Source organism: Sphingomonas sp. S-NIH.Pt3_0716, from assembly GCF_003950715.1.
GTDB lineage: Bacteria > Pseudomonadota > Alphaproteobacteria > Sphingomonadales > Sphingomonadaceae > Sphingobium > Sphingobium yanoikuyae_A.
The window spans coordinates 1-26,290 of the sequence record NZ_QLJK01000046.1 but is presented as its reverse complement, the minus strand read 5'-3'; the positions used below and the strand labels follow the sequence as shown (position 1 = coordinate 26,290).

At 59.4% G+C, this 26,290-nt stretch carries 38 protein-coding genes; 19 read left to right on the top strand and 19 right to left on the bottom strand.

All coding sequences use genetic code 11. The features are described 5' to 3' along the window. From BRX37_RS24075 to BRX37_RS24060, 4 genes are all read left to right on the top strand, one after another. The coding region (locus BRX37_RS24075) for a DHHA1 domain-containing protein (RefSeq protein WP_318276907.1) at window positions 1-295 on the top strand (295 nt) is incomplete at its 5' end. Window positions 296-336: 41 nt separating this feature from the next. Then, window positions 337-891 (top strand): nucleoside 2-deoxyribosyltransferase domain-containing protein, encoded by a 555-nt coding sequence (locus tag BRX37_RS24070; protein ID WP_125989890.1) that lies wholly within the window; start codon window positions 337-339, stop codon window positions 889-891. 42 nt (window positions 892-933) lie between these two features. Further along, a complete protein-coding gene (locus BRX37_RS24065) occupies window positions 934-1,440 on the top strand; it encodes a DUF2306 domain-containing protein (RefSeq protein ID WP_125989888.1) in 507 nt (168 codons plus the stop codon). Between the two features lie 154 nt (window positions 1,441-1,594). Continuing rightward, a complete protein-coding gene (locus tag BRX37_RS24060) occupies window positions 1,595-2,536 on the top strand; it encodes a glutaminase (RefSeq protein WP_125989886.1) in 942 nt (313 codons plus the stop codon). A gap of 259 nt (window positions 2,537-2,795) precedes the next feature. Here BRX37_RS24060 and BRX37_RS24055 read toward each other — a convergent pair whose 3' ends face one another. Beyond that, entirely contained in the window at window positions 2,796-4,580 is a 1,785-nt protein-coding gene (locus BRX37_RS24055; RefSeq protein WP_125989884.1) for a cation:proton antiporter domain-containing protein, read from the bottom strand. A gap of 192 nt (window positions 4,581-4,772) precedes the next feature. Between BRX37_RS24055 and BRX37_RS24050 the strand changes: the two genes are divergently transcribed. Then, window positions 4,773-5,066 (top strand): hypothetical protein, encoded by a 294-nt coding sequence (locus tag BRX37_RS24050; RefSeq protein ID WP_010337112.1) that lies wholly within the window; start codon window positions 4,773-4,775, stop codon window positions 5,064-5,066. Between the two features lie 235 nt (window positions 5,067-5,301). Here BRX37_RS24050 and BRX37_RS24040 read toward each other — a convergent pair whose 3' ends face one another. The 15 genes from BRX37_RS24040 to BRX37_RS23980 form a co-directional block, all read right to left on the bottom strand. Beyond that, window positions 5,302-6,588 carry a site-specific integrase gene (locus BRX37_RS24040; protein ID WP_125989882.1) on the bottom strand — a complete coding sequence of 429 codons (1,287 nt, stop codon included), beginning with the start codon at window positions 6,586-6,588 and terminating at the stop codon, window positions 5,302-5,304. Further along, entirely contained in the window at window positions 6,581-6,994 is a 414-nt protein-coding gene (locus BRX37_RS24035; RefSeq protein WP_125989880.1) for a MarR family transcriptional regulator, read from the bottom strand. The genes BRX37_RS24040 and BRX37_RS24035 overlap by 8 nt, the downstream gene beginning before the upstream one ends. Window positions 6,995-7,137: 143 nt before the next feature. Beyond that, window positions 7,138-7,263, bottom strand: a complete 126-nt coding sequence (locus tag BRX37_RS27490; protein WP_318276905.1) for a hypothetical protein — start codon at window positions 7,261-7,263, stop codon at window positions 7,138-7,140. Window positions 7,264-7,300: 37 nt separating this feature from the next. Continuing rightward, window positions 7,301-7,546, bottom strand: coding sequence for a hypothetical protein (locus BRX37_RS24030; RefSeq protein ID WP_125989878.1), 246 nt, complete (start codon window positions 7,544-7,546; stop codon window positions 7,301-7,303). A gap of 180 nt (window positions 7,547-7,726) precedes the next feature. Beyond that, window positions 7,727-8,047, bottom strand: a complete 321-nt coding sequence (locus BRX37_RS24025) for a hypothetical protein (RefSeq protein ID WP_125989876.1) — start codon at window positions 8,045-8,047, stop codon at window positions 7,727-7,729. Beyond that, complete coding sequence (locus BRX37_RS24020; protein ID WP_125989874.1) at window positions 8,040-8,279, bottom strand: hypothetical protein; 240 nt, start codon at window positions 8,277-8,279, stop codon at window positions 8,040-8,042. Before BRX37_RS24020 ends, BRX37_RS24025 begins: the two co-directional genes overlap by 8 nt. 2 nt (window positions 8,280-8,281) lie before the next feature. Beyond that, window positions 8,282-8,509, bottom strand: a complete 228-nt coding sequence (locus tag BRX37_RS24015) for a hypothetical protein (RefSeq protein ID WP_125989872.1) — start codon at window positions 8,507-8,509, stop codon at window positions 8,282-8,284. Beyond that, window positions 8,506-8,901 (bottom strand): hypothetical protein, encoded by a 396-nt coding sequence (locus tag BRX37_RS24010; RefSeq protein ID WP_125989870.1) that lies wholly within the window; start codon window positions 8,899-8,901, stop codon window positions 8,506-8,508. Before BRX37_RS24010 ends, BRX37_RS24015 begins: the two co-directional genes overlap by 4 nt. Beyond that, a complete protein-coding gene (locus BRX37_RS24005; RefSeq protein ID WP_125989868.1) occupies window positions 8,898-9,368 on the bottom strand; it encodes a hypothetical protein in 471 nt (156 codons plus the stop codon). The genes BRX37_RS24010 and BRX37_RS24005 overlap by 4 nt, the downstream gene beginning before the upstream one ends. Further along, a complete protein-coding gene (locus tag BRX37_RS24000) occupies window positions 9,365-9,580 on the bottom strand; it encodes a hypothetical protein (protein WP_125989866.1) in 216 nt (71 codons plus the stop codon). The genes BRX37_RS24005 and BRX37_RS24000 overlap by 4 nt, the downstream gene beginning before the upstream one ends. Continuing rightward, window positions 9,577-9,876: a hypothetical protein gene (locus tag BRX37_RS23995; RefSeq protein ID WP_125989864.1), complete on the bottom strand. Its 300-nt coding sequence runs from the start codon at window positions 9,874-9,876 to the stop codon at window positions 9,577-9,579. The genes BRX37_RS24000 and BRX37_RS23995 overlap by 4 nt, the downstream gene beginning before the upstream one ends. Window positions 9,877-9,954: 78 nt before the next feature. Beyond that, window positions 9,955-10,104 (bottom strand): hypothetical protein, encoded by a 150-nt coding sequence (locus BRX37_RS26935; RefSeq protein ID WP_164522524.1) that lies wholly within the window; start codon window positions 10,102-10,104, stop codon window positions 9,955-9,957. 216 nt (window positions 10,105-10,320) lie between these two features. Next, window positions 10,321-10,725: a hypothetical protein gene (locus BRX37_RS23990; protein ID WP_125989862.1), complete on the bottom strand. Its 405-nt coding sequence runs from the start codon at window positions 10,723-10,725 to the stop codon at window positions 10,321-10,323. A 34-nt stretch (window positions 10,726-10,759) separates the two neighbouring features. Further along, window positions 10,760-11,815: a hypothetical protein gene (locus BRX37_RS23985; protein ID WP_125989860.1), complete on the bottom strand. Its 1,056-nt coding sequence runs from the start codon at window positions 11,813-11,815 to the stop codon at window positions 10,760-10,762. Continuing rightward, the gene (locus BRX37_RS23980; protein WP_125989858.1) at window positions 11,812-13,044 is read right to left on the bottom strand and encodes an AAA family ATPase; all 1,233 of its coding nucleotides are present in this window, start codon (window positions 13,042-13,044) and stop codon (window positions 11,812-11,814) included. Before BRX37_RS23980 ends, BRX37_RS23985 begins: the two co-directional genes overlap by 4 nt. Window positions 13,045-13,172: 128 nt before the next feature. Here BRX37_RS23980 and BRX37_RS26930 point away from each other — a divergent pair, with 128 nt between their 5' ends. Beyond that, window positions 13,173-13,388: a hypothetical protein gene (locus BRX37_RS26930; protein ID WP_164522523.1), complete on the top strand. Its 216-nt coding sequence runs from the start codon at window positions 13,173-13,175 to the stop codon at window positions 13,386-13,388. A gap of 241 nt (window positions 13,389-13,629) precedes the next feature. Here BRX37_RS26930 and BRX37_RS23975 read toward each other — a convergent pair whose 3' ends face one another. After that, on the bottom strand, window positions 13,630-13,968 hold the full coding sequence (locus tag BRX37_RS23975; protein ID WP_125989856.1) for a hypothetical protein: 339 nt from the start codon (window positions 13,966-13,968) through the stop codon (window positions 13,630-13,632). Between the two features lie 371 nt (window positions 13,969-14,339). On the opposite strand from BRX37_RS23975, the gene BRX37_RS23970 reads away from it, so the two are divergent. The 5 genes from BRX37_RS23970 (at window position 14,340) to BRX37_RS23950 (ending at window position 18,114) form a co-directional block, all read left to right on the top strand. Beyond that, entirely contained in the window at window positions 14,340-15,230 is an 891-nt protein-coding gene (locus BRX37_RS23970; protein ID WP_125989854.1) for a DNA N-6-adenine-methyltransferase, read from the top strand. Between the two features lie 90 nt (window positions 15,231-15,320). Beyond that, complete coding sequence (locus BRX37_RS23965) at window positions 15,321-16,163, top strand: hypothetical protein (protein WP_125989852.1); 843 nt, start codon at window positions 15,321-15,323, stop codon at window positions 16,161-16,163. Between the two features lie 57 nt (window positions 16,164-16,220). Next, entirely contained in the window at window positions 16,221-16,766 is a 546-nt protein-coding gene (locus tag BRX37_RS23960) for a hypothetical protein (protein ID WP_125989850.1), read from the top strand. 92 nt (window positions 16,767-16,858) lie between these two features. Beyond that, window positions 16,859-17,365 carry a terminase small subunit-like protein gene (locus BRX37_RS23955; protein WP_125989848.1) on the top strand — a complete coding sequence of 169 codons (507 nt, stop codon included), beginning with the start codon at window positions 16,859-16,861 and terminating at the stop codon, window positions 17,363-17,365. A 119-nt stretch (window positions 17,366-17,484) separates the two neighbouring features. Then, a complete protein-coding gene (locus tag BRX37_RS23950; RefSeq protein WP_125989846.1) occupies window positions 17,485-18,114 on the top strand; it encodes a recombinase family protein in 630 nt (209 codons plus the stop codon). A gap of 92 nt (window positions 18,115-18,206) precedes the next feature. Here the strand turns inward: BRX37_RS23950 and BRX37_RS23945 are convergent, their stop codons facing one another. Both BRX37_RS23945 and BRX37_RS23940 read right to left on the bottom strand, forming a co-directional pair. Further along, the gene (locus BRX37_RS23945; protein WP_125989844.1) at window positions 18,207-18,509 is read right to left on the bottom strand and encodes a HigA family addiction module antitoxin; all 303 of its coding nucleotides are present in this window, start codon (window positions 18,507-18,509) and stop codon (window positions 18,207-18,209) included. 100 nt (window positions 18,510-18,609) lie between these two features. Beyond that, window positions 18,610-18,897, bottom strand: a complete 288-nt coding sequence (locus BRX37_RS23940; protein ID WP_125989842.1) for a type II toxin-antitoxin system RelE/ParE family toxin — start codon at window positions 18,895-18,897, stop codon at window positions 18,610-18,612. Between the two features lie 269 nt (window positions 18,898-19,166). Here BRX37_RS23940 and BRX37_RS23935 point away from each other — a divergent pair, with 269 nt between their 5' ends. From BRX37_RS23935 to BRX37_RS23905, 8 genes are all read left to right on the top strand, one after another. Further along, window positions 19,167-19,490: an HNH endonuclease gene (locus BRX37_RS23935; protein WP_125989840.1), complete on the top strand. Its 324-nt coding sequence runs from the start codon at window positions 19,167-19,169 to the stop codon at window positions 19,488-19,490. Window positions 19,491-19,517: 27 nt separating this feature from the next. Next, the gene (locus tag BRX37_RS23930) at window positions 19,518-20,849 is read left to right on the top strand and encodes a phage terminase large subunit (RefSeq protein WP_164522521.1); all 1,332 of its coding nucleotides are present in this window, start codon (window positions 19,518-19,520) and stop codon (window positions 20,847-20,849) included. Window positions 20,850-21,043: 194 nt separating this feature from the next. Next, on the top strand, window positions 21,044-21,190 hold the full coding sequence (locus BRX37_RS26925; protein WP_164522520.1) for a hypothetical protein: 147 nt from the start codon (window positions 21,044-21,046) through the stop codon (window positions 21,188-21,190). Between the two features lie 7 nt (window positions 21,191-21,197). After that, window positions 21,198-22,565 (top strand): DUF4055 domain-containing protein, encoded by a 1,368-nt coding sequence (locus tag BRX37_RS23925; protein ID WP_125989836.1) that lies wholly within the window; start codon window positions 21,198-21,200, stop codon window positions 22,563-22,565. Between the two features lie 57 nt (window positions 22,566-22,622). Next, entirely contained in the window at window positions 22,623-24,743 is a 2,121-nt protein-coding gene (locus BRX37_RS23920) for a minor capsid protein (protein ID WP_125989834.1), read from the top strand. Then, on the top strand, window positions 24,730-24,936 hold the full coding sequence (locus tag BRX37_RS23915; protein ID WP_125989832.1) for a hypothetical protein: 207 nt from the start codon (window positions 24,730-24,732) through the stop codon (window positions 24,934-24,936). The genes BRX37_RS23920 and BRX37_RS23915 overlap by 14 nt, the downstream gene beginning before the upstream one ends. A 94-nt stretch (window positions 24,937-25,030) precedes the next feature. Beyond that, window positions 25,031-25,636, top strand: coding sequence for a hypothetical protein (locus tag BRX37_RS23910; protein WP_125989830.1), 606 nt, complete (start codon window positions 25,031-25,033; stop codon window positions 25,634-25,636). Window positions 25,637-25,743: 107 nt separating this feature from the next. Then, window positions 25,744-26,223, top strand: coding sequence for a hypothetical protein (locus tag BRX37_RS23905; protein WP_125989828.1), 480 nt, complete (start codon window positions 25,744-25,746; stop codon window positions 26,221-26,223). Window positions 26,224-26,290 lie beyond the last annotated feature (67 nt).

Sequence of the window (26,290 nt, the reverse complement as noted above, 5' to 3'; positions counted from 1 at the left end):
CCTCGACCCCAAGGAACTGCGCGGCATTGTCGACGGCAACAAGAAGACGCTCGGTAGCGGCGTGTCGGCCGTACTGGCCGTGGTCGATGGCCGCGCGACCATTGCCGTGGGCGTGACCGACGACCTGACCGGTAGCTTCAGCGCGGTCGATCTGGTCCGTGCGGGCGTCGAGGCGCTGGGCGGCAAGGGCGGCGGCGGCCGTGCCGACATGGCCCAGGGCGGCGGCCCCGATGGCGACAAGGCGCAGGCCGCGATCGACGCGGTCAAGGCCGCCCTCGCCAGCGTTCCGGCCTGATGACAGGGGGAGGTGCGCGACAAGTGCGCCTTTCCATTTCCATGCTGCGCCTGATCCTTGCATCCTGTCTGCTCGCCCTGCCGATGACGGCGCGGGCGGGGGAGGCGGTGACCATCACCTCGCCGGAGCCGTTGCCGGCCGCGCATGATCGTGCGCGCCTGTTCCTGGGCGGCAGCATCGACATGGGCAAGGCGACCGACTGGCAGCGCGACATGATCGCGGCGCTGGCCGACGAGAAGGTGACGATCCTGAACCCGCGCCGGGCCGACTGGAACCCGGCCTGGAAGCCCGAAGCCAGCGAGCCGCATTTCCGCCAGCAGGTGGAGTGGGAACTGGCCGCGCTCGACAGTGCCGACATCATCATCCTCTATCTGGCGCCGGGCACGCAGAGCCCGGTCAGCCTGCTGGAAATGGGCCTGCATGCGCGCGGCGGAAAGCTGATCGTGCTCTGTCCCGACGGCTTCTGGCGCAAGGGCAATGTCGACATCACCGCCGCCCGCTATGGCGTGGAACAGGTGTCGACGATCGAGGAACTGACCGCAGTGGTCCGTCGGCGCATCGGCGCGGTCAACGCGGCGCTGTCCGCAACTGATTGACCGGCCCCTGCGCGCCTGACAGGGTGCGGTTCAGGGGGATATATGGCCAGCATTGCAAGCATATCGTCGCAGCCCAAGGGTATCGCGCCAGATCGTTTCGAGCGGTTTCTGGCGGTCGCCGCGATCATCCTGCTCGCCGTGGTGCTGACCGCGATCGGGCGGGGGCATGGGCAGTGGGGGCAGGTGCCGGGCCTCGTCTGGTTCCATCTGCTGACGATCCTGGTCGCGCTGGCGCTGACGCCGGTGATGCTGTTGCGGCGGCGTGGCGACGGGCGGCATCGCTGGCTGGGCTGGGTGTGGAGCGGCGCGCTGTTCCTGACCGCGCTTGACAGTTTCCTGCTGCACGGGCCGGGCAGTCGGTTCAGCATCATCCATATCCTGTCGATCTTCACCCTGATCCAGGTGCCGATCATCGTGCTGTCTGCGCGGCGCCATGACCTCAAGCGCCATCGCCGGTCGGTGCGCGGCATGGTGACGGGCGCGCTGCTGATCGCCGGCTTCTTCACCTTCCCGTTCGACCGGATGCTGGGCCACTGGCTGTTTGGCTGAATCTCCGTTTGAGAAAGCCGGTACCAGCCCGCGCCCCCGCCCAACCACCCGACAGGATGACACTGGATCGGGCGGTTGGGCGGGGGCGCGGGCTGGTACCGTACCCAAAAAATCGCCCTTTCGCGATTTTTGAATCAGGCTCTAAGAGGCTGCCATGGATCTGACAGCTTTGATCGACGATATCGTGGCCGCCATGGCCAAGGAGACGGAGCGGGGCACTGTTGCCAGCTATATTCCCGAACTGGCGAAGGTGGATGCCGGCCAGTTCGGGGTCGCCATCGCCACCGCCGACGGGCGGCTGTTGACCGGCGGCGACGCTGACACCGGCTTTTCGATCCAGTCCATTTCCAAGGTGTTCGCGCTGACGCTGGCGCTGGGCAAGGTCGGCGACCAGCTGTGGGACCGGGTCGGGCGTGAGCCGTCGGGCAATGCCTTCAACTCCATCGTCCAGCTGGAGCAGGAACATGGCATCCCGCGCAATCCCTTCATCAATGCCGGGGCGATCGTGGTGGCCGACGTCAATCTGGGCGGGCATCAGCCGCGCGTGGCGATCGGCGAGATGCTGCGCTTCGTCCGCTATCTGGCCGGCGACGACACGATCCGCATCAATGAGGAGGTTGCCGCGTCGGAAACGGCGACCGGCTATCGCAACATGGCGCTCGCCAATTATATGCGCGCCTTCAACAATGTCCGTCATCCGGTCGATCTGGTGCTGGGCAGCTATTTCCATCAATGCGCGATCGAGATGAGTTGCCGGCAACTGGCGCTGGCGGGCCGTTACCTGATGCTCGACGGACGCCATCCCGAGGGCGGACGGGTCGTGTCGCCCAGCCGGGCGCGGCGCATCAATGCGCTGATGCTGACCTGCGGCCATTATGATGCGTCGGGCGATTTTGCGTTCCGGGTCGGCATTCCCGGCAAGTCGGGCGTGGGCGGCGGCATATTGGCGATCGTGCCGGGCCGCGCGGCGATCGCGGTCTGGTCGCCGGGCCTCAACGCCAGCGGCAACAGCGCGCTGGGAACCAAAGCGCTGGAGATGCTGGCGCGGCGGACCGGCTGGTCGGTATTCAGCCCGCCCGAAGTGCATCAGGGCTGACGCGGCGACGCGACAGTCGAAGTTCACAGTGTCGTCAGCATGGATTTGGGCCATTTGCACCGGAAACGCGCCTGCCACGCGCCACCGACGCGACAGTGACGTAACAATCGGGTCACGGCCACGCGCCTTCGACGCGACAGTGAAGCGACAGCCAGACGACAGCGACGCAACAGTCACTGCCGATCAGCCGCGATATGGTGAGTGCGTTCCATCGGCAAGGATAGAACAGAGACAGGCGAAATAGGAAAGGCCGATGCCCTCAGGGCACCTCGTCCTGGCGCAGGCGGCGCAGGCGGGGCGCAGACTGGAGCTGGGCGGCTTCCTTGATGCCGACGCGCAGATCCTCGCGCGCCTGGTGGATCGAGGCGATCACCGGTCCCATCGCGACGCCGAGGTCGACCAGCGCGGTTTCGGCCAGTTGCAGCGAGCTTTCGAGCGTTTCGGGCACGGCGTCGCTGGCCCCGGCCTTGTAGAGCTGGGCGGCATGATCGGCGTCGCGGGCGCGGGCGATGATCGGCAGGTCCGGCACCCAGCCACGCACCCGCTTGGTGACGCGCACCGACAGGACCGGATCGTCCATCGTCAGGATGAGCGCGCGGGCATGGCCGAGGCGCAGGCGGTCGAGCATTTCCGCGCGCGCGACGTCACCGAAGAGGATCGGATAGCCCAGGCGGCGGGCCTCGGCGACGACGTCGGGATCGGATTCGACGACGATGAAGCGCTGGCCATGGGTCTTGAGCAGGTCGCAGACCATCTGGCCGACGCGGCCGAAACCGATGACGACGGCCGCCGCCTCGGTCTGGTCCGGTTCGGTCTCGACCCGTTCCTCGCCAATGGCATTTTCCAGCCGCTGGGCGATGTCATGGCCGAAGCGCGCGAGCAGCGGCGTGATGGTGAGGCCGATGGCGGTGACGATCTGCCAGAAGGCGGCGGTGGAGGGGAGAATCAGCTTGGCCGCGGCGGCCGCCGACAGCACGATCAGCGTGGTTTCCGACGGGCTGGACATCAGCACGCCGACTTCCAGCGCGACGCCCTTGCGCACGCCCGAGAAATAGAGAAGCAGGCCGGTCACTAGCGTCTTGGCGACGACGACGCCCAGCACGGCCAGCAGCAGGCTGGGCCAGTTGGCGAGGATGACGCGCAGGTCCAGGCTCATGCCCACGGTGATGAGGAAGACGCCGAGGGCGAGGCCCTTGAACGGCGCGGTCATCACCTCGACCTCGCCATGATAGTCGGTCTCTGCGATCAGCAGGCCCGCGAGCAGGGCGCCGACGATCGGCGACAGGCCAGCGATGGAGGTGGCAAGGCTGGAGAGGATGACGACCAGCAGGCTGGCGGCGAGGAAGACTTCCGGGCTCTTGGTGCGTGCCGCCTGACGGAAGATATGGGGCAGGAAGATGCGGCCGAAGACCAGCATCACCGCGATGGTGAGGCCCCCCTTGAGCAGGGTGGTCACCAGTTCGTTCCAGGCGGCGTCCGGGCTGGTCGCGACCGATGGCGCCAGCGCGCCGAGCATGAAGATGATCGGCACCAGCGCCAGATCCTCGAACAGCAGCATCGAGAAGGCGGAGCGGCCGACGGCGCTCTGGGTGCCGACCATCGGCAGCACGACGGCGGTGGAGGACAGGGCGAGGGCAAGGCCGAGGCCGATTGCGCCGGCGGTCGGCTGGCCCAGCAGATAGAGGCCCATGGCAATGAGCGCGGCGCTGCCCAGCAATTCGGTCGCGCCGACGCCGAACACCTGCGCGCGCATGCTCCACAATCGCCGGAAGCTCAGTTCCAGACCTATGGAGAAGAGCAATAATATGACGCCCAGTTCGGCAAATGGCTCAATCGCCGCCCGATTGGAGATGGTGACATGATAGAGCCAGGGATATTGGCCGACCAGCGAGCCAAGTCCTGCCGGACCGACGGCAAGTCCCACCAGGATGAAACCGATGACGGGACTGATGCGGAAGCGGGCGAAACCGGGAATGACCAGACCCGCAGCCCCCAGGATGACGAGGGAGTTGCTGAAGCTTTGCGGATTGATTGCATCGGTCATGAGGCATCATTGCGGGTGACGCACGGAAATGCCAGCCTTTTGCCAAAAGAATTCCGGGCAAATCGCCGGCACAGGCGGGCGCAGGGCGATGTGACATTTGCGTTACCGGCCTGTAATTTTCCGGACATCCCGGTGCAAAATCGGCGGCGCTAGAAGGGCGGTCGGATTTGCTATGGACGAATGGTGATGGGAATGATGGCTGCACCGCTGCAAGATGCGCCGATCAGTGCCGGGGATATCCTGATCTGGGCAAGGGTCGAGCAGGCCCTGGCCGGCAAGAATGCCGCCCTTGCGGCGCAGATCAATGCCCGCGCATGCGGCCGCAGCATGAGCCCCACGGCCGATGTCGAGATTGCGTCCGAACTGGCGCGGATGGAGGAGGGGCAACTGGTCAGGCTGTGGCTGGGCGCCGACGATCCCGAACATCCGACCCGCCGGGAAATGCTGGCGCTCGATCGCCTGGCGCTGATCAGCGCCGATTTCTGATTGTCGAGAAAAGCCGCCTGGTGCGGACGATGGGACTTGAACCCATATTCCCAGGGGGAGGCGGATTTTAAGTCTAATCCGCTAGACCAACCGTGGGAGAAAAACCGCAGATTTGGGTCGAATTAGTTGATAATCGTCACATAATCTAATCCCGTGTGGCAGGTTCTGCCACGCCCGGTGCCACGTGGCACGTAGATTAGAAAAATCTAAATCCTCCTTCTAAAAGCCCTGTAATTCAGGCTTTCTTCGCTGCCACAGTGGCGGTGATCGTATTTGCCACGTCACCCAGGCCAGCAGCCTTGAGCGCTTCCAAGATCGCCAGCGCGTCTGCGCTCAAAGCGCTCGTGTCGATGGTCGGGGCAGGGGCTTTCGGCACCAAACGGACGACCGGACGGGTCGGGGCATAGTCGGGCACTTCGCCACCAGGAAGACCGATCGGCAAAGCGCCAGCCTGGCGAGCCAATTTGGCGCGACGGGCGACGCGCTGCGGCTTCACATAACGGTCGCACTGGCTGATCAGCTTGTGGCCGCTGTAGTCCATGATCTCCGCGACGCTGTATCCTTCGTCACCCAGCCGCGAACAGAATTCGTGACGCAGGATGTGGATCGTGAAATCCTGACCCAACGGCTCCCCATCACGCTTCTGCGCAATCACATCCGGATGATCGATCAGGTCCGCCTTCATCTTGACCCACGTCTCGTAGGCCCACTTATAGGTCCGCGTTTCGAAGATGCGGTCGGTCGGCCCTTTCGTCGCGGAATGGCGGTTGATGACCTCTTCGATGATCGGCCTGAAAGGGACCGCCGTCGTCCTGACATGTTTGTTCTGGGTCTTCGACTTCGGAAAACAGAGGTGTTCATCTTCGATATAGCCATCCGCTGTCGAGGCGGACGACTGGCCCAGGCGAATATGGAGTGTGCGAGAAGCCCGCTGGCCGCCGTAGAGCGAAAGGACGAGAAAATCGTAAAACGCGGTGTCCTTGGCCACTGCCCAGGTCAGCATCTCGGCTTCGAGCGCGGGGCTGATCCTGAACGACCGTTCGTTGGCGATCTCCTTCGCCTTCAACAAAGGCACCGATGAGATGACGCCTGCGCGATAGGCTTCTTTCAGCACCACGCGCAACGCAGAGAGGCGACGGTTGGTGGTGTTCGGACTGTTACCAAGCTGAAGTTGGAGTTCGCGCAATCCGCGCTCGGCCATCAGCACGTCGATAGAAGCGACCTTCGTGGCAGCGCCCAGCGCGCGAAGCACCATTTTCGTTTCGGTCGGAGCCTTGCCATTCCAATGGCTCTGCGCAGCGTGATCGACGGCCTGCTGGAGCGTCCATTGGCCTTTGCCAGGCTGATGGCCTTCGGGCGGCTTCGGTGCAAGGCCCTTGGCCATGTCAGCCTCTGCCTGCTTGGCCCAGATGATCGCGGCGCCTTCGTCGTCGAAGCTGTAGCGCTGGCGGCCATTGAAGCTGTAGCTTGCCTCCCATTTGTTGACGCGCTTTGTGATGGTGACGGTGCGGACCCTAGCCACGTGATTTTCCTTTCTTCAAGAATGGGTTGGTTAGAGCGAGTTGGGCGCGGTAGGGCGCGACCGCATCACGCGAGAAGCCTTTCGCAACGAACCATTTTTCGACCAGGTCGAAGCCAGCATCAGTCACGAAGTATCTTCGGATGCGGCGATCTCTCGCATCTAGAACAGCGGAGACGTGACCGAGCCTGTCCATAGACGCCAGGATTTTGCTGATGCCGGTCGGGGAGGAATTCCACCGCGCCGCTAGATCGCTTGGAGTGGCGCCATTGGGTGCCTGTGTGATTTCCTGGAGAATGGCGAAGTGGACGGCGGAGTAGTCGCGCCGTTCGGTTGCCGTCTGCAATGCCAAGGCGTCCTCCGCGAACGCTTGCATCGCCCGTTCTGGGTGATCCGTGATGTCTGACACTATTGCACTCCTTTCTGATATCGCCGCTATAGCAATAGTTGAAGATCGTCAATAATATCTGTTTGGGCGATAAAAAGCCCCCACGGTCTCGCGATCGTGGGGGCTTGAGCAATTTTACGGGAGGGCGGCTCAAAGCCGCCTTCCTATTTATCCTTCAGCCAGCCTTCCTTCCGAAGGTGGCCGGTGATCACCCGATCCAAATATTGCGCCACCGGCCGATCATCGGCCTTCGCGGCCTGGTCGAGCGCCGCTTTGGTTTCGCCGGTCATGCGGACGCTGACGACGTGATCTTTCTTCATAGGCTCCTTACTCGACCCGCAGGATATACTGATACCAGGTCGCGTATGTGATCGCCGCGTAAATCGGCTCTGCGAAATACAGCACGGCATTCGCGTTGACCGGCTCACTCAGCACCCAAACGATTTCCTGGTCGTCCCACAACGTCTCGCACCACTTGCGCAGCATATCGATCGGACAGTCGGGGTGGAGGTAGACCGTCGGGTTGGCGGCCAGAGCGTGCGGGGTCTGGGTGAAAATGGTCTTCAGGGTCATTGGTTCACTCGCTTTCAAAAGATGGTTTTGAAAATTTCTGGTGAACTATGGCTTGAAACTAGGCGTCTAAACTCGGGGCGTTTGGCCGCCCCTCTGGTGACTGCATATGACTACATCGTAGTCACTTGTAAACAGCCATTTTCAGAAAATTTAGGGGTGGTCCGAGTGCGGGTCCGGTGATCAACGCGATGGCTCAGCATCTGCGTTGACGATTTCGCACGACTCCTTCAGCGCATAGATCACCGGTGCGTCTGGATCGTCCAATTCGATGATCCAGGCTCGACCGCATTCGCTCGCGTCAACAACCGTGCCACTCGCGCCTTCCGGTTGTCCGTCTGACGCTTCGAGCAGCGTGACGCGATGAAATTCGATCGGCTCCAGTGTCGCCGGATCGACCTCCACACTATGGCCTGCATTCATCCGCGTGATGGCGGTCTCGAACGCGGCGCGCTCGCCGGGATCGTTGGCGAGCAGGGTCATGTCACTATCGTCGTCATTCATCGTCATCGTCCGCCATGTTCGTGAGTTTGCTGATCGCCATGTGCAGCAGACCAATCGCGCCAGGCAGGGCAGGGTCGTCGCCCCAGCCATATACCTCCAGGGAGCCATCGCGGCGAACCTCGACCGCGATCATGGTTTCGGTTTCACCATCTGCTTCAATTTCATCTGCCAGCTTTCGCATCATCGTCGGAACGTCATCGGCCGGAGCCTGGGCGAAGGTGATGATCTCCATCGTCAGCACCAGCGCATTTTGAAGAACGCCGCGTCCGCATCGTCCTTGAAGGTGAAGCGAGCTACTTTTTCCGATCGGACTATCTCCGCGTCACCGCCGCCCCGGACGTTTTCCTGGAGCCATTCGACCATAGCGTGGAGGTCGAGGGTGGGATTGCGATCGAACCAGACCCAACCTGTCGGGGAGGGTTTGGCCGTGGCGCGATAAAGAGGGAGGTCAATGACGGTCATGACGGATCACCCCAGCGCAGACGATAAACTGCAGAATCCTCCAACGTCTCGAAAATCATGAACGGGATGTGCTGGCTGAACTCGATGTGGTGCGGAAGGTCCATTTCCTTGGACCAATCTTCCCGCTCTTTGAGGTCGGCGAACACAGGTGGATTGATGGGGTGGGCGAGCGGGTGGGCGGACAGCCAGTCAAAACGAGCCTGCTGAAATTCTGCCTCGCGACGGACCAGCTTCATGATGTCAGGCTCCGACCAGGCTGCATACGCAGAAGATGATGCCTGCGCTGCCGACGATGCGGACGACCGTGCATGACAGGCGCTCGCCTGGGCGGCGCTGATCGATGCGGCATTAGCGGACATGGCAGCTTTGGCTGCCGCTGCGGCGGCGCTCACGACCAAAGCTCCAGGTCAGCCGTCCACGACGCTTTTCGGGCCATCCAGACCGACCGCGTGTTTGCCATCTCTTGCAGATTTACCCGGATGCTGGCGGCTTCGGCAGGGTCGGGTTCTGCGTCAGGCCAATCCTGCATTCTTTCCAGATCGCGATCAATTTTGGCGATCTCAAGTTCCGCATTGTCGATCGAGTGCTGGGTTTCCTGCCAGGCGGCGCGGCGACCGGCCGTGATTTCATCGGACCATCGGAACCAGAACAGTGACGCGACGGTATCATCGCGGAAGCTGACGTAAGGCCAGCCGTCCTGGATGACGATTTCGATGCCGTCCGGGTTGGCGAGCAGCCAGTCGTGAATTGCCGTGGGAAGGCGGCGCTCCGTATTTTTGCCCAGTCCGAATTCGCTGCTCGGAACGTGGACTTCCTCGATCATGGCGGAAGGGACGGGGAGAAGGAGGTCGCGGATCATGCCGACACCCCCGTCAGCCAGGCGGCCAGGCTGTAGCCGATACTCGTCCAGACCAGCAGGGCGGCGGTTTTCCCGCAGCGACGGCCCCAGCGTTCCAAATATGCGCGGGACTGATCGTCGCAGAAACGGCGAAGGCAAGCGTAGCCGAAGAAGTAGATGACGCCTGCCGCCATCAGCACGGCTTTGATGAAATGCAGTTCGGCGGGTGTCATGCCTGACCTCCCGCATAATGCTGGGCGACATCGGCGACCTGACGGTTCTGCACATATTCTGCGGCGGCGAGGGCGTAGGCGTCTTCGGCGTCGCGGAGATCGTCCCACGAGCCGATCAAAGCGTTGACCCAGCTACGGTTGTGCTGGACGATCGCGCCACCGTCCTCGCAATAGAAAATGATATGGGGACCGAAGAAACTGTCGATGGTGCGGGTGCCATCCTCGAAGTCGAGAAGGTCTTCATCGGTCAGAATAGTGGTCTGCGAATAGTGGTCGTTAAGGTGGTAGGGTTTCATCTTGCTCCTTGGTATGGGGTTCGCCATCGTGGCCATCCCCATCATTGATAATACTATGATTGAATTTTCTTGGCGATATTAATCGAGGAATGCTTCTTCCATCGATATGCGCACGGTTTCATCCGCCCCCAGCACTATGAAGCGAAGTCGCTGAAGTTCGGCGTAATCGGCGGACGAAATGTTGGGATAATGGCGGCGCAATGCTGCGCATATTTGTCGCTCGGACATGATATGCTCCAATGATGTTCACGATATTATTTATCAAAACATCATGGGCGATGACGATTAATATAGGTGCATCGCATGTTGTGCTATATACTAAATAGGTTGGGGCGCGAGGTTGGTGTTCACATCTTGCTCGCCTCGCGTTCTACTCAAGAAGTTTGACTCCTAACTATTTCAACGCTCCAGGCGCCCTCCATTGGCCTGGAGCGTTTTTTTTGTTCAGGCTGCGATGCGCCAGTCGATCTTCCGCCGACCCTGCCGGTCCATCGTCGAGAAGCGAGATGACGCGGCGACGCGGGGGACGGCGTTGATGCCATCGCGGCAAAGTTTGAACGGAATTTCCTCGTAGATCAGTGCCGCGATCATGATCCCGTTGGCGCAATAGAGATGCTGGCCCCTCGCCGTCGCGATGGCCTCGACATCATGCTTCAGACCATAACTGGTCGCTGCGAAACGGGTCGGATAGCTTTTCGACACGCGAAGGGTCTGGGCGTATTGAACCGCCGCCCAGAACGCTTCTTCGTTGCGCGGGGTCAGCCATTCATGATCGCCCTTGCCAAAGCCATAAAGGGAGAGGGAGGGGTGGCGGCGGGTGATGTCTTCAATGATTTCGATATAGGTCACTTGTATATTTCCTGTGTGATGAGATGGGGTCGGGTCACTGTGCGGGTGGCCCGTAGATCGGTTCACGCATCCCGCGCTTCAGGCCCTGTTTGATGGTGGGCTTCGCACGATCGCGAGGATGGTGGCCTGCGGCTGCGGCGTCTGACAGCGCCTCTTCGGCCGCCTGGTGATCAAGAATTCCTCCACCCACAAGCTGGCCCAGCATCCGCGCGGCGCTGTAGATTTTGCTGTTCTGCTCGCCATTCGGCGCGTCGATGATTGACTGGCAACGGCGGTTGACCACCGCTTCGACCCACCTGGTGATCCTGTTTTCCATCGTGGGATCGACCATGGAGAAAGGCGTAAGCTGGCCGGTCGGGCGATATTCCTCCACCGATGGCGACCATGGCGGGAGGGTGACTTCGCGACGGTTGAGCAGGATAAGCTGGCTGCGCTCGCCCTGGAGCGGATCGTCGGCGCCTTTGAAGACGGGCGCGGCGGTGTAGTGAATTTGGACCGTTTGAAGGAGACTGGTGTCCACGCCGTGGTCCTCTTTCCACCGCTCGTCCTTAGCCCTGGCTTTAAGATCGGCGCTCGTGACCGGCTCGGACAACCAAAACCAGAGATGGGCGCGGATGGTCTTCCAACCGTCCAAACCAGCGCGCGATGACCACTGGAGATGAAAGTCCGCACCACGGAAAGCGGGGGGCAGGGTGGAGATGATGCGCGCGATCCGCTGGGCGGGCGTCCAGGAAGGTTCGGCCTCCAGATCGTCGATGTCGATCATGACCCACCGGAGCGGCTGATCCTCAAAGGTGGCGCCAAAAATGCCATCATCGGTGCCAGAATCGTCGTCCACCGATAGTCGGCGGATGGCTTCATCTGGCGTCCCTGCGGTCAATTTTCCACGGATGATGCAGGCCTCCGGAAAGGCCTCCAGCACCATCAGCGAAGCGGACAACTCTTCCAGGTCATCGACATCGTCGGCGGGGACGATGTCGTGAAAGAAAACCTTATCGTGGTCACGCTTGTGCCAAATCTCTCCGTCCCAAGTAAGGGTCTTGGCGAGATTTTTGTCGGCGTAGGTGCTGTGAAGGACCGTCAGGCTCATGCATCGGCCCTCCGGCTGATCTTCGCGAACAGGTCGGCCATCGGGTCGGTCTTCACAGGCGCCGGGGCGGACTGGCGAACAGCGATGCCACGGGCGATCTTGCCGCGCGACCGATGCCACGGGAGTTCGACATCAGGGTCGATCCGGCCTTCGTCGATCAGGCGCTCCATCGCATCCTCCATATGCGTGCGGGACGCACGAAACTCCGCAGACATGAGTTTCGGTGCATAGTTGGAAGCGTTGCGCGATGCCGATACCGCCATCTTTCGGTTGGTCAGGCTGGCGAGGTGGCGCAAGAAAATGTCTTCGCGGCTGGCATCATCCACCACTTCATCGTCCGCGCGCGAAGCGACGAACGCGCCTTCGTGCCAGCGGAAAACGTGCGCGGTGCCACCGGCGCTGTAGTTGGCCTTGTGCTGCGTGACGGTGCGATAGTCGCGCTCCATCGTGGCGCCGACGGGGATGCGGCGGTTCTCTGCGGTGTGAAGGCCGCGCTTGATCGTCAGAAGCGATCGAACGCCAGAGTGCCATGCCGCCGATCCTGCATAGGTGGAGTCTTCGGCCTTGCTGACGTGGCCCAGCAGCAGCACCGAACCGTTGATTTCAGCGGCCAGGTTGGCGAGTGGCCGCAGGAATGCGGTCACCTGGGTCCGGTCATTGAAATCGCCGGAATACATCTGGGTGACGTTGTCGAGGATGATGAAGCGCGACTTCAGCGCCAGTGCGGTTGCGCGGATTTGCTCGAAGAGATCGGAGGGGGAATAGCTACCGTCGCGGTTGGAATGGCCCAGGATCGCATTGTCTCCAACCAGGCTCTTGTAATGTGAGCAGGACGCATCAGCGGGATCGATGCCAGTCACGCGAAGGATGGACTTTTGGCGGCGGGTCAGTTCGTGACGATCGTCCTCCGCATAGAGCGCCAGGACAGGGGTCTGGGTGGTGGGCAGGCCAAGGGCGGCTGTTCCAGCGGCAACGCAGGTGGCGAGTTGCTGTGCCAAGAGGGTTTTGCCCTCGCCGCCAGGAGCGGTCAGCAGGGTCAACACGCCCACCGGGAGCAGGCCTTCCACGATCCATTCGCGGTCGGGCACATCGACGTGCCAGGCGTCTTCGGCGGTCATCAACCCAGCCATCAGGGGCGGGGCAGCGGTTGCCGGGGTGGTAGTGTCGGGATTGAGATCAACGCCAATATCGGCGCATGCGTTCAGTATTTCAGAATTAAGGTCGGTCACTTTGTTACTCTCTATAAACGAAACGCCCCAAGGCGACCATTCCTTGGGGCGTTATAGAGAAGTAACTACAAGTCAGAGATTAGCTATTATCCCGCCTTGCGTCTATATTTATCTCGATACCCGCTCAGATGGTCGTCCAGAGCAAAATTATTTATCATCGGCGTCACTTTCTGTGCGTTTCAGATGATCTATTATTATCACTCGTCGTGAAAACGACCAATTTCTTTCTGCGCGCGGTTCCCCTCAAAATGGGGGAACCGTGGCGCACCGCGCGCAAATGTTCGCAAGAAATGGCGGAAAACCGTGGGTTTGAAGTGCGCGCGGTTGCGCCACGGTTCACATGAGATTTGCGCGCGGTCTGCGCGCGGTGCGCCACGGTTATGCTGAAACCCGCAGAAAACCGCCATGCGCGCGGTGCGCCAAGGTGCGCGCGGTTGTGCGCGCGGTCGGGGATATACCCTTAGAGGTATATATCCCCTCCCGGCAACCGCCATGGATGAATTTCTATAAGATAGGTCGGCTCCGCCCATGAAGAGCTAAGAGAATGTATCCCCGGCGCCGACCTGGCGCATTACGCCCGTGGTATTATGCGCCGTTCACCAGCACCGGCGCAGCAATATTCTTCGCGGAAAGCACCGCCTGCTGATCGGCCTTGTTGATGAATGGTGCGTTGCATGGATTGTCGATCTCGACGATCGCGGCACCGCGCTTCCCGGCGTAGCGCGCTACGGTGTCGATGATCCACTCGTAGCATTCTTGCGAAGTGGGGAACGCGCTGACGCTGCGGATCAGAGATTTCCACTGGGCTGGAGAGGCGGGCGGGAAGATGCATTCGCCGCCAAATGCGCCCTGGTGATCTTCGAGATAGCATTCAATGTCTTCGCCACTGTCCAGTTTGACGCGAACTTCCTGAATTTCGATCATTCCGATTTTCCCTTAAAAATGAAGGCGCAACCGTCTATCCTGACGATACCGAAACGATCAACCCCCGTCCGCCAGATGCATCAATCTGGCGAAGGGTGGGGTGATACGATTAGGGGACAGCGGGCGCCGGGGAGACGATCCTGGCGTCATTTTCAGACGTGATCAGAATGTGTCCGCCTGGCACCCCATATTCTGGCCAGGTGATGGTCGGGCGCCACGATGATCAGAATGTGTCCTCCTGATCGCCCACATTCTGTTCTAACGCTTGCCTGGTGCCTGCTTGTGCAGAATATGTCCTCCCGATACCCCACATTCTGATCACGTGATCTAGAGGCTTGATATACCTCCTTTGATTGGCCATTCGCGCCCCGATGTTGCTGGATGAAATTCGAAAAGCGCGGCGGTCGAAGGGGCTGACCCAACGTGAAATCGCTGAAGGCCTGGGTGTTAACGTCAAAGCCGTTGCCAGGTTGGAAAACGGTGTCGGGACGATGCCATTGCTGATCCGCGTCATGGATGCCTTGCAATATCGCGTGGCTGGCCTTGCCGCTGGTCGATCCTTCACCGAGCAGCTTATCACCCGTCGCAAGAATTTGGGCTGGACGATGGTCCAGGCCGCTGAACGAGCGGCGATTTCCAGGACGACCCTGGCGTCTATCGAGCGCGGCGAGGCCTCTGTCGCAGCGTTGATGAAGTATTGGGCCATCGTGGGCCAGAATGCTCGCGCGCGAGAGCCGGAACGCATCCACTGGAACATCGCCCAGGCGCAAGATAAGGACGCGCGGTTCACGCCACCCTCATTGATGGCGCACATATATGATGCGTTCGGATCGATCGATCTCGACCCCTGTGGTCATCCTGATAGCCCGGTGGTCACCAAGCGCCGCATCTGCCTCCAGGACGGTGGTGACGGCCTGGCAGAGCCATGGGGCGCCGGAACGGTGTGGATGAACCCGCCCTTCAGCGCGATGTTGAAATGGCTCCGAAAGGCCGACGAAGAGTGGTCAGCGGGTAGGGCGAAGACGATTGTTTGCCTGGTGCCTGCTCGTAGCGAAAGCGCATATTTCCATGACCGACTGATCCAGATCGCCGACATTCTGCTGATCCGTGGCCGCATTCGTTTCTTGACGAAGCAGGGGCCATTACCAGGCGCACCATTTCCGCTGATGCTGGTGGTCTTCGGCGGGCAGGAAGGTCAGATCGAGCGCCTGTCGGAACTGGTGGACGGGCAGTGGCTCACCAGGACGAAAGAGGCCGCCTGATGGAAATGGCCAGTCGATCGACTTGCTTTCGGCTTTAGGTTGTTGAAATCTCATAGCTCAAAGACCACGAAATTTGGATGGGGGTGGGGCATGATTAAGGGCGAGGGCAAGTTCGCCGTAGCTATCGTGAGCGTCGTTATTGTTGCTGTGGTTGGCGCAGCGTTCGCGTTTCCAAGATACCCTGAACTTCCGACGCACGATTGGCTATATGAGCGGGACGAGAGTTATTATCCAGGGGCCGCCAAATGCACTCCTTCGCGCCTGAGCAAATTGCCTGAATTGGATGCGGCGGACGAGAAATATCGCTGTGATATGGCGTTGGAGCGCGAGAAATATCAGGAAATCATTCAGGCGATGAGGTCAGCCGACGCATCCGTTGCCTCTGTCGAGCTTTCGTATCGTCAAACTCTAATAGCGATAATCGGCGCTGTGTTTGGCATAGTTACCTTGATCGCTGCTGCCTCTGCGGCTTGGTATGCCAGGATGGGCGCTATAGCCGCGAGAGCGACGCAAGATTCCTACATTGAGGTGGAGCGAGCTAATCCGGTTATAGACCTGGATAACTTTCGTTATGAAACAACCATTATTAGATTCGACGTTGTAGCAACGAATGTCGGCGGCACATCTTGCGTTGCCGCTTTGTTTGGGAGCGCGTGGATCGCACAAAAAGATGAAAGTTCAGGCTTGCTGACCGGCCATTCCAAAGTGATTCCTATTGGTGCCGGTGAAAAGAAGATCATCGAGACGGTTTCAGTTCAAAGAGAAAATCTGAAGAGAGAAAGATTTTACGAAGGCGGTATCAGCTTCATCTCATCTCTTGGTGGTAATGAGAGGCGGAAATTCAAGTTTGAGGTTTTTGGTTCTCGCGCGAGCCCGCACAATACGACCCACGTTGATATCATCAACCAGGCTAGATTCATTGCGAACGCGTAGCTGAACCCCGCCTGTTAAAATGGCGAGACCATTTTTCAATGATCTCGCCATAATGCCATGAAACCGTCGTTCCAGGGCGGGTCGCATGACGCGGGTAGCAGCCTTGCGCAAAAATGTCAGCAGGATCGAACGAATTGCGCCGCTGATATCAAAATAAAATTGGCGATGGCTACGTCTTCGCTCAATATGGATCGGTCATTCATTGTTACGGAGTATTTTGTGCGCTGGGTTCGCTGTGAAATGGTCGATCGGGTCAAAGAAAACATTCTTGTAATCGACGTTCTAACGGATATTGAAGATCGTGTAGTGCCCAACCTACGTTATTTCGGCGAATGGAAATCGCTTGGGCGCGCAAGTGATTCCTATCCGTTAGTGATCCTTCCGCAGACGACCAAGAATATCGATCTTGGCAAAGAGTTTCGTGAAGAACGTTACGAGACTATGGAGTTTCATGGAAAGCGTGTCCGGGAGGGGGACGAGTTCGTTTACGGCGATCCAGAGGATGAGAAATATTTCTTCACCGTGACCAAGTGCGCAAATCTGATCGAAGTGGTTCACCAGGCGAACCTAAAATCGGCCGCAAATACGAGATGGGGCGCGTGATCTTGTCGGGTGTTTTACGCCGCCATTGGTGAGACACGCCCCGCGCTAGATGGGTTTCGGCACACATGGTCCATGCGTGACATAAATACCACATGTCGAAAAAACCCATGGCCCCAGGGGCGGGCCTCACCGGTCCCCAGAAGCGTTCGCTCGCAATCAAAGCCAAGGATGCGTCTGCGTTGAAGGCTGTGGCAGACCTGGCGAGCGCCCAGATGACGCCTGCCGTCTATAATCGGAAGGTGCGGGAGCCGGACATGGAGATCATCATGGCCCGGATCAGCGGCGGCGACACTCTCACTGCGGTTTGTGAAGAGCTTGGCCTATCGTCGAACACCGTTCGGCAGTTCGTCCGCGAGCATCCGGAATATAAGGAGCGTTGGGAGATTGCGAAGCAGGATGCTGCGTTCGCCATGGTGGATATTGGCTATAACGTCGCCTTTTATTCGACCGACACGATCGAAGCTCGCCGTCTCCAGATGGACTATATCAAGTGGGTTGCTGAACGCTTCAACCGCGAGGCTTTCTCGCCGCGCCATCAGGTGGATGTTCGCCAGGCGGTCGCCTACATGATGCCGACCGATGCTGACACGTTCTGCTGATTGTCCGTAAGGGTATGCCGTAAAGGACAGCGGACAATCGTCCGTTCTCCTGTCCGTATAAATTGACCCGGAGCAACGGACAGTGATAAATAAGGACAGAACCTTTACGGACACCCAACATGAAGACGATATTTTACGCGCGAGTATCGACCGCAGAGCAGACGCTGGACCACCAAATCACCCAGGCTGAAAAGGCCGGATTCACTTTTGACGAAGTCGTTGCTGACCACGGCGTTAGCGGCGTTTCCACCAAGCTCGCTGATCGTCCCCAGGGCAAGCGTCTGACCGATATGCTCCGGCATGGCGACACCCTGGTGGTTCGCTGGATCGACCGCCTGGGCCGCGATTATTCGGACGTGACCGACACCATGCTCCTGCTGATGCGTAGGGGCGTGATTGTCCGCACCGTCATCAATAACATGACCTTCGACGGGTCCACCACAGACCCCCTCCAGAAGGCCCTGAGAGACGCTATGATAGCCGTTCTCGCGGCGATGGCAGAGAGCCAGGCAGAGACGCTGAAGGCCGCCCAGAAGGCTGGTATCGCCCATGCGCAGGCATTGGGGCGGTATAGGGGGCGCAAGCCCAGCTACACCCAAGAACAGCTTGAAATCGTAACTAGAATGGTGGCCCAGGGCGATGGCGTGAGCGCCATCGCGGATGAGAGCGGACTGTCCAGGCAGACGATTTACCGGATCAAAGCCGACCCGAGTGGGGCTGCGAAAATTCTCACTGAGTGGGGCCGCTAAAAAGGGGAGCCAGGTTATCCCTGACTCCCCCTGAGTGGACGCAATTCAAAGAAGTCTATCCTGTCCTATCCTACCTCATAGGACGGGATACCTCACGCGACTTCAGGCACTCGCTGGATAGACGAGAGCATGTCGCCTTTGACCTCTTGCACATTGGCGAGGTCGTAAGTGGCTTGCATAGTAACCAACCTCCTTGCGGAATATCCGAACGCGCGTTCAATCTTCAATGCAAGTTCCGGACTCACTCCGCTCTTCTCATTGCACACATTGGTGAAACCGGGGCGCGCGGTGTGAAGCCGCTTTGCCGCCTCGGTAATGTTCAGTCCAAACCGTGGCAAAATTTCCTCTCGGATAATCTCTCCAGGGTGAACCGGATAGGCGAGAGTATAAGGCATTATAGGATCAGTCTCCAGTATCTATATCAAATGGTGTTTATAAATGTAGTCATGGCAATCATTGTTTTGTTTATTGGGGGAGGCCGAAGCCTCCCCGGCCTTAATGGTAGTCCTCAAAGTCGAGGTCGAAGATTTCCTTCCCCTCTAGTTTGAAGGTCAACCGGTAGTTGGCCGTCACATTCAATGCCCATTTCCCAGGTGACCCTGGGGTCAGTTCATGAACGTTCCACCCTGGATGATCGTTGCGCAGTTCGTTCGGGTGATCCGAAGCCTCCAGCACCGCCACCATTCGGCGAATTTTCTTCGCAGCCAGTGGGTCAAGTCCCTTAACTGCTGCACCCGGCTTCGCGGCGAAGAGCCGCTCCAAAGCCTTGTGCTTAATCGTCATGATATTAATCGCGTCGCACTCCTTTCTTGAGAAAGGGTGTATCGCGTATCGATACCCGATACAAGTGAAAAGTATCGGTGGGCGATACACGTCCGCCCTGGTCGCCTAAATACCCTGCTACCGAGCAAGCGAGAGCAACCCCAGGGGCCAGTGTCGTTGGTGCTGGCCCTAAATAGTCGGTGCCGAAACGATCCCGCCCACTGTCTGCCGCAACGCTCGCCGCCAAAGCCAACATATACCGCTATCGCGCCCGCAATCTGCGCTCCAGCATGGGCCGTCGAGCGCCCGATCTCCCCAGGCCCTCCACCGATGAACTCGAAGCCTGGCTCCGCGCACAGCCGCCGCATTGCAGCTATACCGGCGAATTGCTCGACATCGCTGACCTCCACGTCGATCACATGATCCCGCTCGATCGCGGCGGATCGCATGATCTCTCGAATTTGTGCCTCGCCAGTCCCGCCGCGAACCGCGCGAAAGGCGCCATGTCCGCATCGGAATTTCATCTCCTGCTGCACCTGGTCGGATCGTGGCCAGACCGTGGCGCCGACCTCCTGAAACGCTTGAGAATGGCTGGAGCGAGCTTCGGCCGCTGATCGTCGCGGGTTCAAATAAATACCGGCGTGAAAGCCGTAACCTCCAATTTTCAGCCCATTCCGCTCCAGCAGAGTGCGATCGATCTCGTCAAATCGTCCGACGCTACGAACTTGCTTTTCTATGGTGGTGGACGATCCGGTAAATCGATCGTCATCAGCTATATCATCTTGATGCGCGCCATGGCGGCGCCTGGATCGAAGCACGGTATCTTCCGCAGAACTGCCACCGCCGCGCGCGCCACGCTGTTCAAGCTGGCCTTTCCAAAAGCGTGCGAGTTGACGTTCGGCCGGGAATTTCTTGCCAATCCGAAGAACTGCACGATCAACAGCGTCGATATGACGATCACCCTCGCGAATGGGTCGATCATTTCATTCGGCGGTGTGGAAGAGCATAATCGAGATCGAATTCTGGGCGAAGAATATGAGACCATCTGGCTCAACGAATGCACTGAATTTGAGTATGATGACTACACGTTCCTGAAATCGCGTCTCTCTGGCGTCACCTTGACTTCATCGGGTCGCCGGATGCGTCCGATCGTCTTCAGCGATCTCAACCCCGATCTTAAAACGCACTACACCTATCAATGCTGGATCGCGAAAATGAACCCCGCCAGGAACGTCCCGCTCCGCGATCCGCAGGATTGGGACAGCCTCCAGATGAACCTGGCAGAGGATGCCACGCACGTTTCTTCGAGCTACCGCGAAGGTCTGATGGACGGCTCCGACGCCGACATTCAGCGGTTCGTCAGCGGTTACTGGCGCGACGAGCGTGAACACAGCCTCTTCCGTCCGTCCGTGGTCAACCAACACCGGATCGCCGACGCCCCCAGTGATCTCCGTCGCATCGTGGTCGCGGTCGATCCTGCGATCAGCAGCCATGAAGGCAGCGACGAAACCGGTATCGTGGTAGCGGGGGAGGGTGCCGATGGCGATTACTATGTTCTGGCCGATTACTCGCTCAAGGGGGCGCCAAAAGAGTGGGCCGCCGCTGCGGTTCAGGCCTACACCGATTGGGAGGCCGATCGCATCGTGGCAGAGGCGAACCAGGGTGGGCTGATGGTGTCGGAGACCCTACGCCATGCCAGTCGAAACGTCTCGGTGAAGCTGGTCCACGCTTCCCGTGGCAAGGTGATCCGCGCCGAACCGATCAGCGCGCTCTACAGCGAGGGTCGGGTCCACCACTGCGGCGAATTCCCAGTGCTGGAGAGGCAGATGTTCGCCTTCCACTCGTCGTTCGACCGCAGGAAACAAGGGTCTCCTGACCGTTTGGATGCGCTGGTGTGGGCGATCACTGAACTCGCAGAAGCACCGGCGCCACCAAGGATCGTGACAACGACAAACCTGACGCACATCTGGTGATAATGGTCTCCTGTTCGAGGGTTCTCGCCCGATGAAATCCAACGTTTCTGGGATGCGAATCGAGGGTGGGGTATCTGGGACGAAAATAGAATTTTAACAGGGCTGGACTTCAAAAATATCCGACGCTTTACATCCCGGAGGGATTTCGGGGAATCGGGCCGTCCGAAGCAGAATTTTGTTCTGCGGAGGAATCTATGCTTCGACGACCCGACCCCACCAGCGTCATGGTGAAAGCGTTCCTGGACCGTGGTCATCCCTGGATGGCGCTCGCGGTGGCCTATCGTCGCTATGTGTTGTCGGCCCTGGCGCTTCTGATCCCGGTGGTTCGCTGGTTCATCTAAATACGGGATGCCTGATATCGCATCCCCATCACCCGAGATCAAAGAACACCTGGACCGCTGGGCGCGCAACCGCGCCGTCATCCAGGGTGAAGACGCAGTCAAAAAAGCGCGCGCGAAATATCTGCCGAAGCTGCCCAGCCAGTCGAACGCTCAATATCTGAGTTACCTGGCGTCGGTTGATTTCTTCCCCGCTGCGCAGCGCACCGTCGAGAGCCACATTGGCCTGATTATGCGCAAGCCGCCCACGGTCGATGCGCATGAGACCACCCAGCCCATCCTCGACACCATCTCGATGGAATATGGCCTGGATGATCTTGGTCGGGAAATCTTACGGGAAACCTTCATCACCAATTTTACCGGGCGCCTGGTCGATTTCCCGGTCAGCCAGGACGATGTCAGCCAAGCCGATGCAATCAAGATGGGCCTTCGTCCGTTCGTTGCGGTCTATCGCGCGGAATCCATCCTGGAAGTGAAGCGGGAGGTCATCCGCAATCGGTTCACCATCACCCGCGTCCGCCTGATGGAGCCGGATGGCAAGAGCGTCCGGGAACTGCTGTTGAACGACGGCCGGTATGAAATCATCATGCACCGGAAGGTCGAGGGAGGCGCATGGGTGCCCGATGAGCCGATCGTGCCGCTCAAGAATAACAAGCCCTTCGACTATATCCCCTTTCGCATCATCTCGACCGAAGCGGGTAGCGTCACCCCTTCCAAGGCAATGGCCGACGACATCGCCCTGATGAATTTGAGCCACTATCGCGCGTCCGCGCAGCACTGCAATGTCCTGCGCCATCTGGGCAATCCCATCATTTGGGGCCGTGGGATGCCGGTCAGCGAAGATGGCAAGGCCGGGCCGCTTCTCTCGAACTCTGTTGAGCAGGCATGGTTCTTCGCTGCGCCGGACGCAGAGGTCGCATATCTCGAACACAGCGGTAATGGAGTCGCCGCGCTGCGTCAGCGTTGTGTCGATATTGCGGAGCAGATGGCCGCGATTGGCGCGCGCGTGTTGGCCAGCGAAAAGGCCGCAGCGGAGGCAGCGGAAACCTTGGCAATCCGTCGAGCCAGTGAAAATTCGATCCTGGCTTCCGTCGCCCAGCGCGTGGCGGATCACGTCCAGGAAGCGGCGAATGAAGCGCTGGATTGGGTTGGCCTGCCGCCGATCACCTATGCGATGAACTGCGATTTCTCGCCGGTGCCCATGACCTCGGATTACATTACCGCCCTGGTCGCCGCATTCCAGGCTGGCGTGATCTCTCATGAGACGGTCTATCGCTGCCTTCAGGATGGCGAGATCGTCGATTTCAAACGTCCGTTCGAGCAGGAGAAGGAAGCCATTGCCGCCGACATGGCCGATCGGCCGTCTGCGATGATCTAAATATCATCGGTGATCGGCGGCCGGTGAGCGCTCGCCGCTGATCACCTAAATATCGACATGACTGTGAATTCCGCCCTTCGTGACGAGCATATTCGTCACGCCCTCCATCTTCAGAAGTTCGGGCGCGGGGAGGCGGAAAAGATCGTCAAGCTGCTCAACGCTTCCGATGAAGCATTGATGGAGACGATCGCTAAGCGCGTCGCCATGATTGAAGAGCGCGGCTATGACCGTGGTCCTGCCACGACCAAGCGGCTCCAGGCGCTTCGCGTGGAAACGAAGGCCATAAACGACAGCGTTTATAAGAAGGTTGCGGATGGTCTCCAGCCCGACCTGGAGGAACTGGCGATCTACGAAGCGGAATGGGCGCGCGCGACCCTCTCGAATGCGCTGCCCATCAACCTGGACCTGAATCTTCCAACCGCAACCTTCCTGAAGACGCTGGTGACGACCTCGCCGATCGATGGCCATCTGCTAGAAAGCTGGGTCAGCAAAATGTCAGACGCGCGCCAAGCGCGGGTCGAGCAGGCCGTCATGATCGGACTGACCCAGGGACAGACCACCGATCAGATTGTCACCGCGATCCGTGGTTCACGAGCCAAGCAGTATGCTGACGGCATCCTTCAGATCAGCCGCCAGTCGGCCCAGACCCTTGTGCTGACCGCCACCGCGACGGTTGCGAGCGAAGCGCGGGAGGAAACCTACAAGGCCAATAGCCACGTCATTAAATCCGTCCAGAACCTTGCCACGCTCGACCTGCGGACATCGTCGAAGTGTCAGAGCCTGGATGGGAAGGTTTATCCGATCGATGAGCCGCACCCTACGCCGCCGTTCCACCCGCGCTGTCGGACGGTCCAAATTCCGGTCACGAAGAGCTTCCGCGAGCTTGGCATCGATCGCGATGAAGTGTCTGCGAAGAACCGCGCGTCGATGGATGGCCAGGTGCCAGGAACCACCACCCTGGAGCCATGGGCCAGGAACCAGTCGCCGGAACGTCAGGTGGAAATCTTCAATTCTGCCGAACGCGCGCGGATGTTTCGCGAGCGGGAGGTGCCGTTTGCCCAGCTATATCGGGAGGACGGCTCATATCGATCGATCGCCGAACTTCGACAGTTCGCGGGTGATGGTCGCTCGACTGCCTCGCCCCCTCCTGTGGAGCCGGTGGCGCAACCCGCTTTCGATCCGATCAATCCGCGCACTACAGACGCCACCATCGTCGTGATCCCGCGTCTCCAGGCTCAGAAATCGCTCGACGCGATGCTGGCGGTCGGCGCTGCGGACGCGCGTCACGAAGCAAAGGCAGAGTTCAAAGGCACGGCCGGGAAGGGGTGGGGGAAATCGACTTTCCCCAAGGAGGCCAGCGACGAAGCGGCCAGCATGATCCTGGCGATCCACCCCGAACTCGACGCCATGGCAGATCGCTTCGGCATTCCCCGTCTCCGCGCATATCGCGCCATTTCCGGCGCCCGCACCATGGGTAATATGGGGGATGCGTCGATGGGCGTGAATTTCACCTATTTCAACGCGTGGGCGAGCAAGGTCGGCGGCGGCGATGCCGATAGTGTGATCAAGGCCCTGGTCGCAGATCGGGACGCGATCCATGCGGAGCTTGAGGCGATGCGGGCGAAGATCGATGAGATCAAAGCAGAACTGAAGAGGATCGGCACGTCAGACCCACGCTGGGTCGATGTTTACGATGACTATTCCGACCAGGCGAAAGCCTACAATGCCAGGATCAAGGCCTTCAATACCGCCGCGAAGAAAGCTCAGGCCGCCCAGCGGAAGGGACAAGATACCTCTTCCACTTGGCGGCCTGGTGACGACGTTGCAAAACGTCCCTACAATGCGGCTGACTATTTCACCGGCATCGATCGTGCCCGCAATGTCCTGTATCACGAGTTCGCACATCATTTGCACCAGGCATGGAAAAAGGAAGGAAGACGGTCACGAGCGAACCTGCCTCCACTGGAAATCGAACTTGGTCGGGTATGGGCCAAGAAATTCCACGGCGTCACTGCCGATCACACCGCCGCGCGCGCCGCGCAGGCTTCGACCTATTCCACCGTCGATCCGCACGAGTGGTTCGCGGAGAATTTCTCTTTGATCATGATGGGGCGTCGCGATCTCGCCGATCCCGATGCGATAAATATCATCGAGAGGCTGCTGAATGACCGCGATTGATACCATCACTGACCTGATCCGCGAACGCGGCGCTGAAATCAGCAGGGCTGACCTTGCGGAAATCGAGCGCTTGGTCGTGGATATTCCGATCGATGATCTTCCGGATGTCTATCCGTGGATTTTCGAGAGCATCACCCTGACGGTCTCTGATCCGCTTTACCAGGGTGACATCGAGATGAGCGATCTCGATTAACCGGCCAATCCGCTCGCCTTCCTAAATATTGTTGCTGGTCCCGCCAGCATCAACCGCGCTCCCGGCGCAACTTTAGGAGGCTCCCGGCCAAATAATGACTGACACTGTTACTATCGAAACTCTCCAGGATGACCTGACCAAGGCTCTGGATTCTATCAAGCGGCTCGAAAAGAAGAATTCGGAACTGATCGACCGCGAGCGTAAGGCGAAAGATGACGCCGACGCTGCCCAGGACGCCGCCGATGAAGCTGCCGCGAAGGCCGGTGATGTGGAGGCGCTGAAGTCCACCCATGCGCGCGAACTCAAGAAGCTCCAGGACAAGCTGGACGCATCTGATGCCAATCTCTCGACCCTGCTGATCGACAACGCCATCGCGACGAAGATGGCCGAAGCAGGTGTTTTCCCGCAGCTTTCGAAGGGCTTTGTGGCCATGATGAAGGCCGACGCCGCCGTGGTGAATGGCCAGGCGATGGTCGGCGACCTGTCCCTGGCGGATCACATGTCCGCTTTCCTCTCCAGCGAGGATGGGCAGCACTATTATCCTGCACCCAAGAACAGCGGCGGCGGTGCAACCGGATCGACGGCGAAGGCAAGTTCTCTCCCCACGACCTGGAACCTGACGAAATACGCGGAATTGAAGGCGGATAATCATGAAGCTGCGGCAGCTTATGCTTCGGCGCATGGCAAGTCGTTCACTTGAGCGCAGCGAAGTGACCATCTGAATAAATAACGGAGGCGAGAAAATCGCCTCCGGCAACATGAAGGTTTGCCGGTCAAACCTACCATGTTGTGGAGAATTTATTCCGAATGGTCGATCTTACTACTACTCTTTCCAATCTCGTTCAGCACGAGAAGGAATTCTCGGCTACCGCAAGCCAGGCCATGGTCGAGAAATCGACGTATCGCGCCGCTGGCCTGATCACTGCCAATCCCGAACTGAGCGCCCGCGCCGCTGGCAAGTCGCTCGTGACCTCGGTTCCGTTCTGGAATCCGCTGGCCCAGACTGAATCCAAGGTGCCCAGCGACGTTAAGTCGCAGCGCGGCGAAACCGGCAACATCGCCCAGGGCGAACTGAAGGCCCGCACCAACATCCGCGCGAACGGTTGGTCGGTCATGGACCTGACCAGCATCGTGATGGGTGACGATCCGATGACCGCTATCGCGAACCGCGTCGGCGAATATTGGGCTATCGACGAAAAGCGTATGGTGATTTCGATCCTGAAGGGCATTAGAGCGGTTTCCACACGATCTGACTCGTCAGGGATTCCCTTCGCGGCGCCGTTGTGATTCAGCCTTCCTGCTGGTGGCAGGAGGCCAGCATGGATGGCACGAACGCTATCACAGGATCTTCGGG